This is a genomic window from Lysinibacillus sp. G4S2 (genome assembly GCF_030348505.1).
Classification (GTDB): Bacteria; Bacillota; Bacilli; order Bacillales_A; family Planococcaceae; genus Lysinibacillus.
On the sequence record NZ_JAUCFJ010000002.1, the window covers coordinates 4123328 to 4138660 of the forward strand.

The following is a 15333-nucleotide window of genomic DNA, read 5'->3' on the forward strand; positions in this document are numbered from 1 at the left end:
GTTTATTTAAGGGAAAGGAAGCAACCAACATGGTGCTTCCTTTTTTAGTGTTAAGTATTGCTCTTCTGCAAAACGAGGGGTTGATTTCCGTTCCAGCTGGGCGCTTTCCTGGGGGCGTCCGATGAGCCGCTTCCCTTCGCTCCAGGGTCTCATCTGTGACGCTGATCGAGGGCACTGAAAAAGTGGTTAGATAAAGGAAGTAGCGAATTTTTTCTCTACTTCCTTTTCTTTTTCATCTATAATTATTAGTATACTGTTCATTTTAGGTGGTGCTTTTTATGCTTTCCAAACAAGAAACGCTTGCTCTTAGTCCTCATATGGCAATCTATGATTTAGTTGTGCCAAAAGATAATATGCTTCGTCAAATGAAGGAATTAATTGATTTTACTTTTGTTTTAGAGGAATTAGAGACTAAATATTGTCTAGATAATGGTCGTTACGCTATTTCACCTATTCGTATGTTCAAATATTTATTACTTAAGGCAATTTATGATATTTCTGATGTTGATGTAGTAGAACGTTCTAAATATGATATGTCCTTTAAATATTTTTTAGATATGGCACCAGAAGAAGGTGTTATTGAGGCAAGTTCTTTAACAAAATTCCGTCGATTACGTTTACAAGATGTCCAATTGTTAGATTTACTCATTCACAAAACCGTAGAACTAGCTATTGCACAGGGTGTTTTAAAAAGTAAAACATTGATTGTAGACGCAACACATACGAAGGCACGCTACCAACAGAAGTCCCCGAAAGAGTTTTTACAAGAGAAATCAAAACAGGTACGAAAAGCCGTGTATCAATTCGATGAAACAATGAAATCAAAATTTCCCACTAAACCGACTTCTCAAGATATCCAAAAAGAAGTGGACTATTGTCACCAAGTCATTCAAATAATAGAAGAAAATAAGGCTATTGCTCAAATACCAAGTGTACAAGAAAAAGTAAATGTCCTCAAAGAAGTTATTGAAGATTATGAGCTTAAAATAAATTACTCAGCTGATCCTGATGCACGTGTCGGTTATAAATCTAAAGAGAATCCTTTCTTTGGTTATAAAACACATTTGGCAATGAGTGATGAAAGACTTATAACAGCAGTAGTTGTAACAACAGGTGAAAAAAGTGACGGGAATTATTTACAAGAGCTAGTAGAGAAGAGTGAGCAAGCAGGCATAGAAGTGAACACCATTCTTGGAGATACAGCGTATTCTGGTAAAGAGAATTTATTATACACAAAAAAGAAAGAGATTCAACTCATTTCAAGGCTACATCCTGTTATTACGAACGGTCAACGGAAGCAAGAAAGTAAGTTTGAGTTTAATAAAGATGCCGATTTATATGTGTGCCCTGCTGGACATTTAGCAAAGAGTAAAAGTATTAAAAAGCGTAAGAATTCCACGCAAAATACACAATTAAAATATTTCTTTGATATAGAAAAATGTAAAGTTTGTCCTTTAAAAGAAGGGTGTTATAAAGAAGGAGCGAAAACAAAAAGTTATTCAGTTTCTCTTCTGTCAAATGAACACATAGAACAAGAAGTGTTTCAGGAAACGGAATCCTTTAAACAATTGGCAAAAGAACGCTATAAAATCGAAGCAAAGAATAGTGAAATAAAAAACAGACACGGGTATAATCAAGCAAACGCCACGGGTCTATTTGGTATGCAAATACAAGCAGCCGCAACGCTATTTGTCGTGAATATGAAGAGAATTTTAAAACTAATGAACGAAAAAAGCAAAGAATAATGAAAGAAATCGGACGACCCCTTCCTAAAAAAGGATGAAATGGCGCCCGATATTTTTTTTGAGTTAAAAAATTTTAATTTTGATGAGTTTTTCAGTGCCCTCGACGCTGATCCCCAAGGAGTCGCCCAGCTTCCACTCCAATCAACTATTTCACATAGTATGTATCTTCTTGCATGGCACTCTAATTTATGGTTATAAAAACTACAACAAAGATTTTTCGTGCGAAAGCGGAGTGTTAACGAAGCGGTAGCAACAAATGTTTTATCTGTGCGAAAGCGAAGCGGCAGCGACAAAGCGAGTAGCCTGGAAGGGAAATCAACCCTCGTTTTGCCGAAGAGCCAACTCCATTGTCACAATAATTTTTCAACAACATAAAAGGAAGCAACCAAACACGGTGCTTCCTTTTGTTGTTTAATTTATTGAATTAACTCATCAACATTTACAAATGGCAGACCTTGAGAATCTGCAACTGCCTTGTAAACGAGATGTCCATCTATAGTATTGACACCTTTTTTCAACGCAAGATTGTCAAGACATGCTTGTCTGTAACCCTTACTAGCAATTTGAAGTGCATAAGGAATTGTATTATTCGTTAAAGCAATTGTTGAAGTACGTGGTACAGCACCTGGCATATTCGCTACTGCATAATGCACAACTCCATGTTTTACATAAGTTGGGTCATCATGTGTCGTCACACGATCAGATGTCGCAAAAATACCGCCTTGGTCAATGGCAATATCAACAACTACTGAGCCTGGTTGCATTGACTGAATCATTTCCTCAGAAACAAGCTTTGGTGCTTTGGCGCCAGGAATTAAAACGGCTCCAACTACTAAATCTGAGTTTTTCACTGACTCTGCAATATTATAAGGATTGGACATCAATGTTTGAACATCACGACCAAACAGATCTTCTAACTGACGTAAACGCTCTGGGCTTAAATCAATAACCGTTACATCCGCACCCATTCCGACAGCTATTTTCGCCGCATTTGTTCCAGCTATACCGCCACCGATAACAGTTACTTTACCACGTTGCACACCTGACACGCCGCCCAGTAAAATACCTTTACCTTCATGATTTTTCTCTAAAAATTGTGCACCAATCTGTGTTGCCATTTTACCTGCAACCTCACTCATGGGTGTTAGAAGTGGCAAAGAACCATTTGCTAATTGTACGGTTTCATAAGCAATCCCTACAACTTTTTTATTTAACAGTGCCTGCGTTAATTCAAGCTCTGGCGCTAAATGTAAATACGTAAATAAGATTTGACCTTCATAGAAATATTCGTATTCTGATGCTACTGGTTCCTTTACTTTCATAATCATTTCTTGCGCCCATGCCTCTTTTGCCGTCTCAACGATATGAGCACCTGCAGCTAAGTAGTCTGCATCTGTAAAGCTTGAGCCCAAACCTGCTCCAGTTTCAATGTACACTTCATGTCCTGCATGTGTTAATGTTACAACCCCTGCTGGTGTCATGGCTACACGATTTTCATTGTTTTTAATCTCTTTTGGAATACCAATCTTCATCTTTCCTATCCCCTTCCATTACCTAAAAAATAAGCATCATTTTGTTACATACACTTCGATGTATTGATGCACCCCTTGCATTTCCATATTACCAAACAAATAAAAAAAATGCTTTAATTAAAGTGATTATAAACAAAATTTATATTATTCCTATAATACCAAATATTTAAATTCAGATGGTAATCTTTGCTCCGTAATGAAGCATAAAACATTTGCTGCCCCAAGCGGCTAGGAAAGCGCCCAGACGGAACGGAAATAAACCACACGTTATGATTATGAGTCAAATCGCTGTAAATGCCTTCACTTTTTCACATTTTTTCTTCCGGAAAGTATTTCCTTTAGAAAATCATTTGGTATAATCAAAATATACAAATCAGGGAGGTAATTCAAATGGCTAATCATTATAAAAGCATTGTAGTTGCAGTAGACGGTTCTAAGGAAGCTGAATACGCTTTCCGTAAATCGATTGATGTTGCAAAACGTAACGAAGGTGCTGTTTTAAATCTTGTAAATGTTATTGACACACGTTCATTCGCTGCAATCGAAGCTTATGACCGTTCAATTGCTGAACGTGCTCAAGCATTCTCTGAAGAACTATTAAATGGTTACAAAAAACAAGCTGAAGATGAAGGCTTAACAAACGTTAACCTTGTAATTGAATACGGCTCACCAAAAAATATCATTACAAAAGAGCTTTCTAAAATTGTAGATGCAGACTTAATCATCTGTGGTGCAACTGGTCTAAATGCAGTAGAACGCTTCCTAATCGGTTCAGTATCTGAAGCAATTGTACGCTCAGCTAAATGCGACGTACTTGTTATCCGTACACCTGAAAATTAATTTTGCATTACATAAAAAGGTATCCTATTTAGGATACCTTTTTTTACTTATTGGTTCATCACCAAAAGTCGTGGATGACATTTGTTAAAAAGTATGCCATATGGGTTGATTGGAGTGGAGACTGGGCGACTCCTTAGGGATCAGCGTCACAGATGAGACCCTGGAGCGAGCATAGCGAGTGAAGCGGCTCATCGGACGCCCCCAGGAAGCTCTGCTCTGTGCGAAAGCGAAGCGTCAGCTACAAAGCGCCTAGTCGGAACGGAAATCAACCACACGTTTTGGTGAAGAACCTACTTATTTACCTTCTTGCCACATTTTCACTTTTTCAAAGAACATAGCAAGAGCTTGTTTATTTTGCATATTTGGTACTTTTGCTAACAACACCTCTTTTGGTGCTTTGAAAGCTTCTCCTTGCTTTTGCAAAATGACAATGCTCTTTTCAAGAGCTTTATTGGCGAACATTGTATCTGGCAATTGAATAATTGCTTGAATCCAAGCATGCTTTTGAATGTATTTATGCAGTTGTTTCGACTGCTCAGAATCAAAGAGATGGGTTGGCGCAAGGAAAAATAAGTAGCCACCATCTTTCGTGTAGTTAATGGACTGCTCAATAAATAAGTGATGTGCATAACTCATCCCTTCTGAAGAGCATAATTCATAATCTAATGCGACATCTTCATTCGGGTAATATCCGACTGGTAAATCACAAACAATAGCATCAACAGGATTTACTAACAGATCTTGTAATGCATCTTGGCGATATAATGAAACAGGCTGCTCTGTCAAATCAGCAGTTGCAGCAGCTAAACGAATAAGTAACTCATCAACCTCTACACCAGTAGCTTCTATTTTTCCATCTAATAAATTCATAACTGTTAGTAGTAAATTTCCCGTACCTAGTGCTGGATCTAAAATAGAAATTTTTTCTGTTTCTAGTCGATTAGCAAATATTTGCTCCACAAAATAACCAACTAATAACCCTAGAGTATCCGGTGTCATTTGGTGATTTGGTTGAGAGCCTTTTCGCATCCCTTTTAAAACAGCAATTTGAATCGCTTTGCGCACATCTTCCTTTGTCGCACCATCTTGTGAAAAATTAACTTCCCCATCCAGCCATGCCTCTAAGCCATCTAGAATACCCTCTAGCAATGTAATATTATGCTCTTTTTCTATCTTTTCAGCATGTTCATTTAGCAAACCAAATAACTTCTCGATATTTTCCATACATAACTTCCTTTCACGTAGAAAAGAGCCGTGACAAAAACTTGTCACAGCCCCTTTGTCTAGTAATATCTTAGCCTAAAATCCATCAATTATGCTAGTGCTTTTACAGCTTCAATTGCCGCTTCATAGTTTGGATGGTTTGTTGCCTCAGAAACATATTCCACATATGCCACTTTGTCATTTGCATCCACAACAAATACTGCACGTGTTAGAAGACGTAATTCTTGGATGTAGACACCGTATGCTTCACCAAAAGACAGGTCACGGTGATCTGAAACGGTTTGAACAGCATCAATGCCTGCTGCACCACACCAACGTTTTTGAGCAAACGGAAGGTCAACGGATACTGTATAGATAACTACATTATCACCTAAGCTTGCTGCTTCTTCATTAAAACGACGTGTTTGTGCATCACATACACCAGTATCTAATGAAGGGACTACACTAAATAAACGAATTTTCCCCTCTGAATCTTTTAATGTAACAGGTGAAAGGTCATTCGCTAATACAGTGAAATCTGGTGCTTGATCTCCAACCTTTACTTCATTACCTACAAGTGTTACTGGACCATTTTTAAATGTTACTTGTGCCATATAAACGCCTCCTAATCTTCATATGTACATAATATTACTAAATGAAGGGAATTAATTGCAACTGAGACAGCTTATCAAAAATTGTTTTGAAAAAATCTTTTCACACCTGTCCAGCCGTATTTGCTCAAAGTTGCACCATTTTCCAACTGAAAGTGCCTAGTTGGAACGGAAATCCCTCCACATTATGAACTACAAAAATAAAGAGCTGTCTCACTTTTAACGAGACAGCCCTAGCTATTATTCTTCGTCTTTTTCCTCTAGCTTTTCAGGTTCAGTTTTCTTCTCTAGAGATACAGATTCAGGTATTTCCTCTTTGATTGGCACAGATGGTTGCACGATGTCTTTTTCAATATAAACTTTTTCATGAACAACTGCTGTATCTGCAAAAAAATCATGTAGACCTTGATTGTTTGGTAAAATGACTACAAGAATATACAGTGGCATAAAAACGTTGTTTATGATACGTCCTATCCAATCACGGAATAACACATCTGACCAAGTTAGCTTATCATGTTTTAATGAAATAACACGTAACCCAAATATCATTTTCCCTAATGTTTGCCCAAAAAATTTCGTCATTAATACAAAATAACTGTAATAAACAATAGCAGATATAATCGAAATCGGTGCATACCACACTGTTTCAGATAATGACCAATCCATTAAATAAAAAATTGGGTTAACGAGAATTCCGATTACTGCTGTAATCATCAATCCATCCAATAAAAATGCCCAAAAACGTACCCAAAAGCCTGCAGTTTTTAGCGCATAATTTTTATTCGCAATTGGCTTATCAATTGGGAGGGCATCTCCCGTAGAGGGTGAACCTTGCATAACAATTTCATTGTTTGTCATTGTACTCCCTCCTTAGTATTCGCCATATAAGTACATCATTTTTGGTGCTTTATATTCCGTCATAATTTTCATCAGCATTTTTTCCTCTGCTGATGGACCGAACATGGATCCAATCTTCATACCAACATACGATTGCAAGCCACCCACATCATATGAATACTCAAATAATTCTGCGTCCTCTAAGCCAAAGTCTTCACGTAGTGCCGCAACTGCTGCTTCCTCATCACCAATTTCATCAATTAAGCCTGCTTCAAGAGCCTTCGTACCGCTAAGAATTCGACCATCGGCAACTTTTTTCACTTCAGCTTCAGACATACTACGTCCTTCTTCAACAATATCAACGAATTCCTCATACGTTTCATTAATCATATCTTGCATCATTGCACGCTCTTCCGGCGTCACTTCACGCATTGGACTAAGCATATCCTTATGTGCACCAGATTTAAATGTTTCATATTTAAAACCAACTTTTTCAGCTAGTTTTTGATAATTTATGGATTGCATAATGACACCAATCGAACCTGTAATTGTATCACGTTGTGCAAATATTTTATCTGCTGGTGCTGAAATATAATAACCACCTGAAGCAGCCATCGAATCCATAGAAACATAGATTGGAATTTGTCGCTCTTCTTTAATTTTCACGAGCTTTTTATATATTTCTGCTGATTCCTTTACACCACCACCTGGTGAATTAACACTTAGGACAATACCTTGTACAGACTTATCATTTAAAATAATATCTAATTGATTTAAGAAAAATTGATGATCATACGCAACTGGTTGCCATACTGTGCCTGAACCAATATCTTGAATCGTACCATCAACCTTTAAGTATGCAATACGTTTATCCATATTGCCGTCTTCTTTAACCGCTTCTGTTATCTCCAAATTGTTTCCAGCTACTAAGCTATCAAAATTGCTAAAGAAATCTGATTTAAAAATTGCAAATAGGGTGTTCATCCCCAATGAAAATACTAATAGGACACCTGCAATTATTAAAGCAACCCACCTTTTAACATTCATGTCTTTCCGCCTCCTCTTCACGTTATACGATTGACATTCTAATTTGTTTCACTTTTTTGCAACAATATGCAAATGTTTTAACCTATATTACATTACCTAATATCACGAAAAAAATCAAAGTTCATAGAAAAAGCGCGAACTTTGATTTTATCGACATTATTTCCTAGGAAATGATTAATGTCTGCTCTATTGATTTTTTTCTTGCTCACGTAATTCGACACGACGAATTTTGCCTGATGAAGTCTTTGGTAGCTCCGTTACAAATTCAATCGCGCGAGGATATTTATATGGCGCTGTTAAAGTCTTCACATGGTTTTGTAGTTTTTTTATCAGTGCTTCATTACCAATTTCTCCATCATGGAGCACGATATATGCCTTCACAATATTTCCACGAACCTCATCTGGACTCGCAACAACTGCAGTTTCTTTAACTGCTGAATGCTTCAATAATGCATCTTCTACTTCAAATGGTCCTATCGTATAGCCAGACGAAATAATGATATCATCTCCGCGTCCTTCAAACCAAAAATAACCATCTTCATCTTTATATGCACGATCTCCGGTAATATACCAATTGCCTCTAAATTGTAAATTTGTACGTTCTAGATCATTTAAATATTTTTTAAATAACGCGGGTGTTTCACGGTGTACAGCAATATCTCCAACTTCTCCAATTGCAACTGGATTTCCAAAATCATCGATAATTTCAACAGTATTTCCCGGAGTAGGTTTACCCATTGAGCCAATTCTAGCCTTCATTCCTACCATTGTACCAACAAGTAACGTATTTTCTGTTTGTCCATAACCATCTCGCACTTGTAAATTCAAGACCTCCGAAAATACTTTTATCACTTCACTATTTAAAGGCTCGCCTGCTGACACGGCTTGACGAATTGCACTTAAATTGAAATCTTGTAAATTTTCAAGTGCTGCCATAAATCGATATTCGGTTGGTGTACAGCACAGAATATTAATATGGAATTTTTCAAGCAGCGTGAGGTATGTTGTCGCATCAAAGTGACCTTTGTAGACAAATGCTGTTGCACCACTTCCTAATGTAGCGAGAAACGGACTCCAAATCCATTTTTGCCAGCCTGGAGCTGCTGTAGCCCAAACTATGTCACCTTCTTGAACACCTAACCAATTCGGTGCAGTTGTTCGTAAATGTGCATAACCCCAGCTATGTGTATGTACGGCTGCTTTTGGATTGCCTGTTGTACCACTCGTATAGGCTAAAAATGCAATGTCAGTACTTCTAGTAGGTGTAGAACTTATGTAGGTTGTTGGTTGGCTTTGCATTTTTTCAAGCAACGGCTGCCATGATTCATGTGCATGGCCAATGACAAATTTCTGTATGCCTTGTGAATTTTGAACAGCATCAAATTGTTCAACATAAGGCTCAAATGCAACAACGCCTTTTGCATTAGCATGATTGATTCGATATTCAATATCTTTAGTTCTCAACATCTCTGAGCTTGGTATAATCGTTAGCCCCGCCTTTAAGGCCGCAAGATAAACGATATACGCTTCAACTGATCTTGGTACCATGACTAAAATAACATCATCTTTTGTTAAACCATAAGATGTAAATACATGTGCTGCCTGATTCGCCTTTTCAAGTAAACTAGCATATGTAATGTATTGAATTTCCTCATTTTCGTTATAAACGATCAATGCATTTTTTGTAGAATCCTGTGCATATTTTTCGATTTCCTCTGAAATGTTATACCACTCTGGTGCGATTAAATCTTGTCGTTTCATGGCAAATGCCCCCTTTTGCTATGCTCATTATAAAACTCAATTTTTATCATTTTCAATGAAAGGCACTCAATTTTAAAAAGTCATGACAACTATCATGCTCTGCTATATGGCATCAGTCACGTCTTAGTTCAAAAAAACTCTCTATTGAACACTAAAGAAAAATATGGTACATTTTGGTCAACTAAAAGCAAGATTGCAGGGGGACTCATTTAGAGTTGAGAAGGTAAAACCTGACCCTTTGAACCTGTTAGTTAATACTGACGTAGGGAGCAATTCACATCTAATTCATTGATGAAAGGCTCTTTTTACGTGTTTTTTTCTGCACGAAAAAGGGCCTTTTTTGCATGCTTACGTCCATCCATTAGAGGAGGACTTAAATTGATTATTCAAAATATCCGTAAACAAAATCCACTGATTCATTGCATTACCAATTATGTTGTGGCAAATTTCCAAGCAAATGGCTTATTAGCAATAGGCGCTTCGCCAGTCATGGCTGATGACAGTCATGAAGTTGAAGAAATGGTCGCTATTGCTTCAGGCTTATTGTTAAATATCGGTACCCTTAATGAACAGATGAAAGAATCAATGCTACTTGCAGGAAAAAAGGCAAATGCTCAGGGCATTCCCGTTGTTTTAGATCCTGTTGCTGCAGGTGCAACTTCTTACCGTAAACAGACGGTACAGCAATTATTGGCGGAAATAAAATTTGCAGCAATTCGTTGTAATATCGGAGAGCTTGCAGCGATTGCCAATGTAGACTGGCAACAAAAAGGCGTAGATAGTGGTACTGGTTCAATTTCATTAGAAGTTGAGGCAAAACAAATAGCTCAACTCTACAATTGTATTGTTATTGTGACCGGTGAAAAGGATTTTATTACTGATGGCAAACAGCATCAATGGGTTACAGGTGGAAATTCTCAAATGACAGAAGTCACTGGAACTGGCTGCTTATTAAGTGCTATTTGTTGCGCCGCCTACACCGCAGGGAATGAACCATATTACCAATTGGTCGATACTTTATCGCTTTATAAAAAAGTGGCAGAACAAGCCGCTTCTGCGACTCATTACATTGGCGATTTTCAAATAACAATATTGAATGAACTACATCGTCTTTCCAAGGATGGTGAAGAATGATGCATATTGTAACGACAATTGCTGGTTCAGATAGTGGTGGCGGTGCGGGCATACAAGCTGATTTAAAAACATTTCAGGAATTAAAGGTGTTTGGAACGTCTGTTATTACAGCTTTAACTGCCCAGAACACACTTGGTGTATCGGATGTCTTACCAATTGAAGTTAGCTTTGTTGAAAAACAACTTAAAGCACTAATCGAGGATTTTTCAATTAGTGCTATTAAAACAGGAATGCTATTTTCTTCCGAAATAATTCAATCAATCGCACATATTTTAGCCGAAGTAAATATTCCACTAATTGTCGATCCAGTCATGATTGCAAAAGGTGGCGAAAGCTTATTACAGCAAGAAGCAATTGTTGCAATACGTAGGTATTTACTTCCTTTAGCAACAATCGTAACACCGAACATACCTGAAGCTGAAACACTTTCTGGAAGAAAAATTAAAACGTTGGCAGATATTCAGGACGTGGCTTACATCTTCTTACAAATGGGCGTTCAATGTGTCATTATTAAAGGCGGTCATTTAGCCGATAAATATTATGCTATTGACTATGTATTTTTGCAAGATGGTCAATCATTTTCCATGCAGTCCACTCGTATTGCTACAAAAAATACACATGGTACAGGCTGTACGTTCTCCGCTGCACTAACTGCTTTTCTTGGAAGTGGGCTTCCCATTAAAGAAGCGATTGTGGAAGCAAAAAAGTTTATTCAATTAGCCATAACTCATGATTTATCTCTCGGTCATGGTCATGGTCATGGTCCAACAAATCATTTTGCTTATCAAAACTTTAAGGATTCTTATGAGGTGATCATTCATGAAACGTGACGATTTACAGTTATATTTTATTATGGGTACTCTTAATGTTTTAAATCAGGAGCCACTAAACGTTTTAGAGAAGGCTCTACAATCCGGAATTACCATGTTTCAATTTCGTGAAAAAGGACCAAATGCTCTCACTGGACAAGCGTATGAAAGTTTTGCAAGAGACTGTCAAAAGCTCTGTCAACAATATAATGTTCCGTTTATCGTCAATGATGATGTAGAGCTTGCTGTAAAGCTTGGAGCTGATGGTGTTCATATTGGACAAAAGGATTTACCTGTGTCGCTGGTACGCGAAAAAGTTGGTAACATGATTTTAGGTGTTTCTGTTCATTCACAAGCTGAATTACAAACTGCCCTACAATATGGGGCTGACTATGTAGGAATTGGCCCTATTTTCGCAACCACCTCTAAAAGCGATGCTAACCCACCTAGTGGAACTAATTTTTTAGAGCAAGTTCGGATACGATATCCGGAGCTCCCTATCGTTGCAATTGGAGGCATAAATTGCTCGAATGCACATACGGTATTTAAAGCAGGCGCGGATGGAATAGCTGTTATTTCTGCGATTTGCGAAAGTGAGGATATCTCAAATACAATCTCTACATTTAAATCATTTGGGGGATAAAAAAATAAAAAATTAAACAAACTAAAACCAGTGCCTTTTACGGTCACTGGTTTTAAGTTTAATAATTGCTAATTAAGCAATTATTGATTGTTGTTTGGCATACCTTTTAATTGAGATTCTGCCATTTGTACAAGACGTTTAGTGATTTCACCGCCAACGGAACCGTTAGCACGAGCTGAAGCGTCAGCTCCTAATTGAACACCAAATTCTTGTGCAATTTCGTATTTCATTTGATCAAGCGCTTGTTGTACACCAGGTACTGCAAGCTGGTTTGAACTGCGGTTTGTGTTGTTCGCCATGTCTCTCACCTCCTTGTGAATATAGAATGTGCGATATTAGATTTTTAATACAAAAATTTTATAGGTAAATTGTACCTCGGAAGGAAGCCAAATTAAAAAGCCGACTCAAATGGATTTTTGAGTCGGCTCGCAAGTTTCTTCTATAGAAGATCTGCAAATTTATCTGCTTCTTGCTCTTTTTTCGGGAAAATATAGACCTCTCGATTTTTCACTGCTCGTTCGATTAATTCATCAAAATCCGAGAAGCTTTCATAATGCTCAACCTTTTCAAGCTTTGGCTTTGTTTTTGGACTTGCAGGCGTGAAAATTGTACAGCAATCTTCAAATGGCTGAATAGACGTTTCATATGTGCCAATTTTCTCTGCAATATCGATAATTTCTAATTTATCTGATGAGATTAATGGGCGTAAAATCGGTGTGTTCGTTACGGCGTTAATAGCTGTAAGGCTTTCAAGAGTTTGACTCGCTACTTGTCCAAGACTTTCACCTGTAACAATAGCTAATGCACCAATTTCTTCACGTACTTTGTCAGCAACTTTTAGCATCATACGGCGAGTTGTTGTCATTGATACATTTGAAGGTACTTTTTCTTTAATAAGAACTTGAATTTCAGTGAAAGGAATAACATGTAAACGAATACTTGCTCCAAACTTCGTTAATTCATTAGCAAGTACCTTTACTTTTTCCAATGAATTTTGGCTTGTATACGGTGGGCTAAAGAAGTGAATCGCTTCTAAGCGCACTCCTCGTTTCATCATTAAATAACCAGCAACAGGACTATCAATACCACCAGAAAGCATTAATAAAGATTTACCATTAGAGCCTACAGGCATTCCACCTGCACCCGGAATAACTTGTGCCATCATATATGTAGCATCATGTCGCACCTCTACACGAAGCTCGATATCAGGCTTTTTCACTTTTACCGATAAGTTTTGATATTGAGGTAAAACATAACCACCAATTTCGCGTTGAATGGCATGTGATTCTAGAGGAAATGTTTTATCTGTGCGTTTTACTTCTACTTTAAAAGTACGCTGTTCATTTTTAAATGTATCCATAATAGTTATCGCAAGTTTTTTCATGGCCTCTATATCTTTTTCACACGCTGCCACAGGACTGAATGATTGAATACCAAAAATTTGAGGTAATCCTTTTAATAGTGCATCCATTTGTGTTTCATCTTGTATAGCTATAAACATACGATCGCGCTCTGTACGAATGTGTAGATGTCCTAAATCAGCGAACGCGTGACGAATGTTTTCACGTAAGCGACGAATAAAATCCATTTTGTTGCGACCTTTTGTAGAAAGCTCGCCATATCGAATTAAAATTTCTTTCCAAATCATTATTTAAATTCTCCTTTAAGTTCCATCAATACTTTATCTAATACTTGTTTAAACTTTACTATATCTTCATCTGTTACATACGCGCCAAAGCTTATACGAATGACACCCTTTTTAAAATGCTCATCAAGATTTAGAGCTTCTACAACATGGCTTGTTTTTGTTTGCTTTGATGAACAAGCACTCGATGTCGAAACAATAACATTGCGTTTTTGCAATGCATTTATAATGACTTCACCTTTTAAATCGCGAATACTAAAAGATAAAATATGTGCCGCTCCTTGTGGCGTTGACAAAATATGCACGGCATCCCCATATCCATGTAATTGCGTGCATATTTCTTCATACCATCGACGGTATTTTTTTGTTCGGTCATTCATCGTCTCTACAGCTACTCGGGCTGCTTTGGATAAGGCCACAGCTTGAGGGACAGCTACTGTTCCACTGCGTAAACCAAACTCCTGTCCTCCACCAAGTGCATACGGTTGCCATTTCATTTTTTTACGGAATGCTAATACACCTGAGCCTTTAAAGCCATGAATTTTATGACCAGAAATTGAAATACAGTCTGGTCCTTCATCATCGTTAAATGCTATCGGTAATTTCCCAAAGCTTTGTACAGCATCCACGTGAAAAGCTGCACGACTTGATTCATGAATAATTTTTGCTGCTTCAAAAATTGGTTGGATAGCACCCATTTCATTATTTACATGCATCATGCTTACTAAAATGGTATCCTTACGCACTTTTGCGCGAAGCTCTTCTAAAGAAATAACACCATTTTTATCTACCTGTAAATATTCTACATCAAAACCCTCTTGTTCAAGCTGCTTAACGGATTCTATCACAGATGGATGTTCAATTTCAGTTGTTAAAATATGGTTCCCTTTATGTGTATTACTACGTGCTAAACCTAAAATAGCTGCATTATTGGATTCAGTACCACCTGATGTAAATAGCACATTTTTTGCTTCTGTATGCAAAATATCTGCTACTTGCTCACGTGCACGCATTAATAATTCGTTCGATTCAACACCCATTGCATGAATGGAAGCAGGATTGGCATAATACTGCTCATTCACTACCATAAATGCTTGCATAACCTCTTTTAAAGGTTTTGTTGTTGCACTGTTGTCTAAATAGATTGTATTAACTTCCATTAATATTCACACACTTTCAAAACGTTGATTTAACGGTATTTATCATAACGCAATCTCATGTAATTGACCACTAACTTTAACAATTATACTAATTTAATCACTCAATTGTTTGCTTTTAATGTAAAAAAACACCCTTTTAGAGTGGCATCTAAGACATTAACTATGAAAGTTTCAATGTAAAAATTTAGGTTTTTGCATTGTAATAACATGGAGTTGATTTCCGTTCCGACTGGGGCGTCCGATGAGCCACTTTTGTTGTTGCTGCCGCTACGCTTTCGCACAGAAAACATCCGCTTCGCTACGGGGTCTCATCTGTAACACTGATCCTCAAGATTTTATCACCATATTGAAGGCGGATTTCACAAT

The 15333-nt window shown here is 37.4% G+C and carries 15 protein-coding genes and 1 riboswitch; of the genes, 5 read left to right on the top strand and 10 right to left on the bottom strand.

Features of this window, described 5'->3' with window-relative positions; genetic code table 11:
• Positions 1-6 precede the first annotated feature (6 nt).
• On the bottom strand, positions 7-153 hold the full coding sequence (locus QUF91_RS20935) for a hypothetical protein (RefSeq protein ID WP_285395431.1): 147 nt from the start codon (positions 151-153) through the stop codon (positions 7-9).
• A gap of 125 nt (positions 154-278) precedes the next feature.
• Between QUF91_RS20935 and QUF91_RS20940 the strand changes: the two genes are divergently transcribed.
• Complete coding sequence (locus tag QUF91_RS20940; protein WP_285398117.1) at positions 279-1745, top strand: IS1182 family transposase; 1467 nt, start codon at positions 279-281, stop codon at positions 1743-1745.
• A 416-nt stretch (positions 1746-2161) separates the two neighbouring features.
• Here QUF91_RS20940 and ald read toward each other — a convergent pair whose 3' ends face one another.
• A complete protein-coding gene (gene ald, locus QUF91_RS20945; protein WP_285395429.1) occupies positions 2162-3277 on the bottom strand; it encodes an alanine dehydrogenase in 1116 nt (371 codons plus the stop codon).
• A gap of 390 nt (positions 3278-3667) precedes the next feature.
• Between ald and QUF91_RS20950 the strand changes: the two genes are divergently transcribed.
• Complete coding sequence (locus QUF91_RS20950) at positions 3668-4117, top strand: universal stress protein (RefSeq protein ID WP_285395428.1); 450 nt, start codon at positions 3668-3670, stop codon at positions 4115-4117.
• A gap of 294 nt (positions 4118-4411) precedes the next feature.
• On the opposite strand, the gene QUF91_RS20955 is transcribed toward QUF91_RS20950, so the two are convergent.
• The 5 genes from QUF91_RS20955 to mbcS all read right to left on the bottom strand — a co-directional run bounded on the left by QUF91_RS20955 (position 4412) and on the right by mbcS (position 9576).
• Positions 4412-5341 carry a class I SAM-dependent methyltransferase gene (locus tag QUF91_RS20955; RefSeq protein ID WP_285395427.1) on the bottom strand — a complete coding sequence of 310 codons (930 nt, stop codon included), beginning with the start codon at positions 5339-5341 and terminating at the stop codon, positions 4412-4414.
• Between the two features lie 89 nt (positions 5342-5430).
• Complete coding sequence (gene tpx, locus QUF91_RS20960; RefSeq protein WP_285395426.1) at positions 5431-5934, bottom strand: thiol peroxidase; 504 nt, start codon at positions 5932-5934, stop codon at positions 5431-5433.
• Between the two features lie 237 nt (positions 5935-6171).
• Entirely contained in the window at positions 6172-6789 is a 618-nt protein-coding gene (locus tag QUF91_RS20965; RefSeq protein ID WP_289419229.1) for an RDD family protein, read from the bottom strand.
• Positions 6790-6801: 12 nt separating this feature from the next.
• Positions 6802-7815: a signal peptide peptidase SppA gene (sppA, locus tag QUF91_RS20970; RefSeq protein WP_285395424.1), complete on the bottom strand. Its 1014-nt coding sequence runs from the start codon at positions 7813-7815 to the stop codon at positions 6802-6804.
• Between the two features lie 186 nt (positions 7816-8001).
• Complete coding sequence (gene mbcS / locus QUF91_RS20975) at positions 8002-9576, bottom strand: acyl-CoA synthetase MbcS (RefSeq protein ID WP_285395423.1); 1575 nt, start codon at positions 9574-9576, stop codon at positions 8002-8004.
• Positions 9577-9763: 187 nt separating this feature from the next.
• Positions 9764-9862: riboswitch (TPP riboswitch) on the top strand.
• A gap of 92 nt (positions 9863-9954) precedes the next feature.
• On the opposite strand from mbcS, the gene thiM reads away from it, so the two are divergent.
• Genes thiM through thiE form a run of 3 tightly spaced genes read left to right on the top strand, consistent with a single transcriptional unit; the run spans position 9955 to position 12162 of the window.
• Complete coding sequence (gene thiM / locus QUF91_RS20980; RefSeq protein WP_285395421.1) at positions 9955-10710, top strand: hydroxyethylthiazole kinase; 756 nt, start codon at positions 9955-9957, stop codon at positions 10708-10710.
• A complete protein-coding gene (thiD, locus tag QUF91_RS20985) occupies positions 10710-11540 on the top strand; it encodes a bifunctional hydroxymethylpyrimidine kinase/phosphomethylpyrimidine kinase (RefSeq protein ID WP_285395476.1) in 831 nt (276 codons plus the stop codon). The genes thiM and thiD overlap by 1 nt, the downstream gene beginning before the upstream one ends.
• Positions 11530-12162, top strand: a complete 633-nt coding sequence (gene thiE, locus QUF91_RS20990; RefSeq protein ID WP_285395420.1) for a thiamine phosphate synthase — start codon at positions 11530-11532, stop codon at positions 12160-12162. Before thiD ends, thiE begins: the two co-directional genes overlap by 11 nt.
• Positions 12163-12242: 80 nt before the next feature.
• Here the strand turns inward: thiE and QUF91_RS20995 are convergent, their stop codons facing one another.
• The 3 genes from QUF91_RS20995 to QUF91_RS21005 all read right to left on the bottom strand — a co-directional run bounded on the left by QUF91_RS20995 (position 12243) and on the right by QUF91_RS21005 (position 14967).
• On the bottom strand, positions 12243-12461 hold the full coding sequence (locus tag QUF91_RS20995) for an alpha/beta-type small acid-soluble spore protein (RefSeq protein ID WP_285395419.1): 219 nt from the start codon (positions 12459-12461) through the stop codon (positions 12243-12245).
• A 140-nt stretch (positions 12462-12601) separates the two neighbouring features.
• A complete protein-coding gene (thiI, locus tag QUF91_RS21000) occupies positions 12602-13810 on the bottom strand; it encodes a tRNA uracil 4-sulfurtransferase ThiI (RefSeq protein ID WP_289419230.1) in 1209 nt (402 codons plus the stop codon).
• A complete protein-coding gene (locus tag QUF91_RS21005; RefSeq protein ID WP_289419231.1) occupies positions 13810-14967 on the bottom strand; it encodes a cysteine desulfurase family protein in 1158 nt (385 codons plus the stop codon). The genes thiI and QUF91_RS21005 overlap by 1 nt, the downstream gene beginning before the upstream one ends.
• Between the last annotated feature and the right edge of the window lie 366 nt (positions 14968-15333).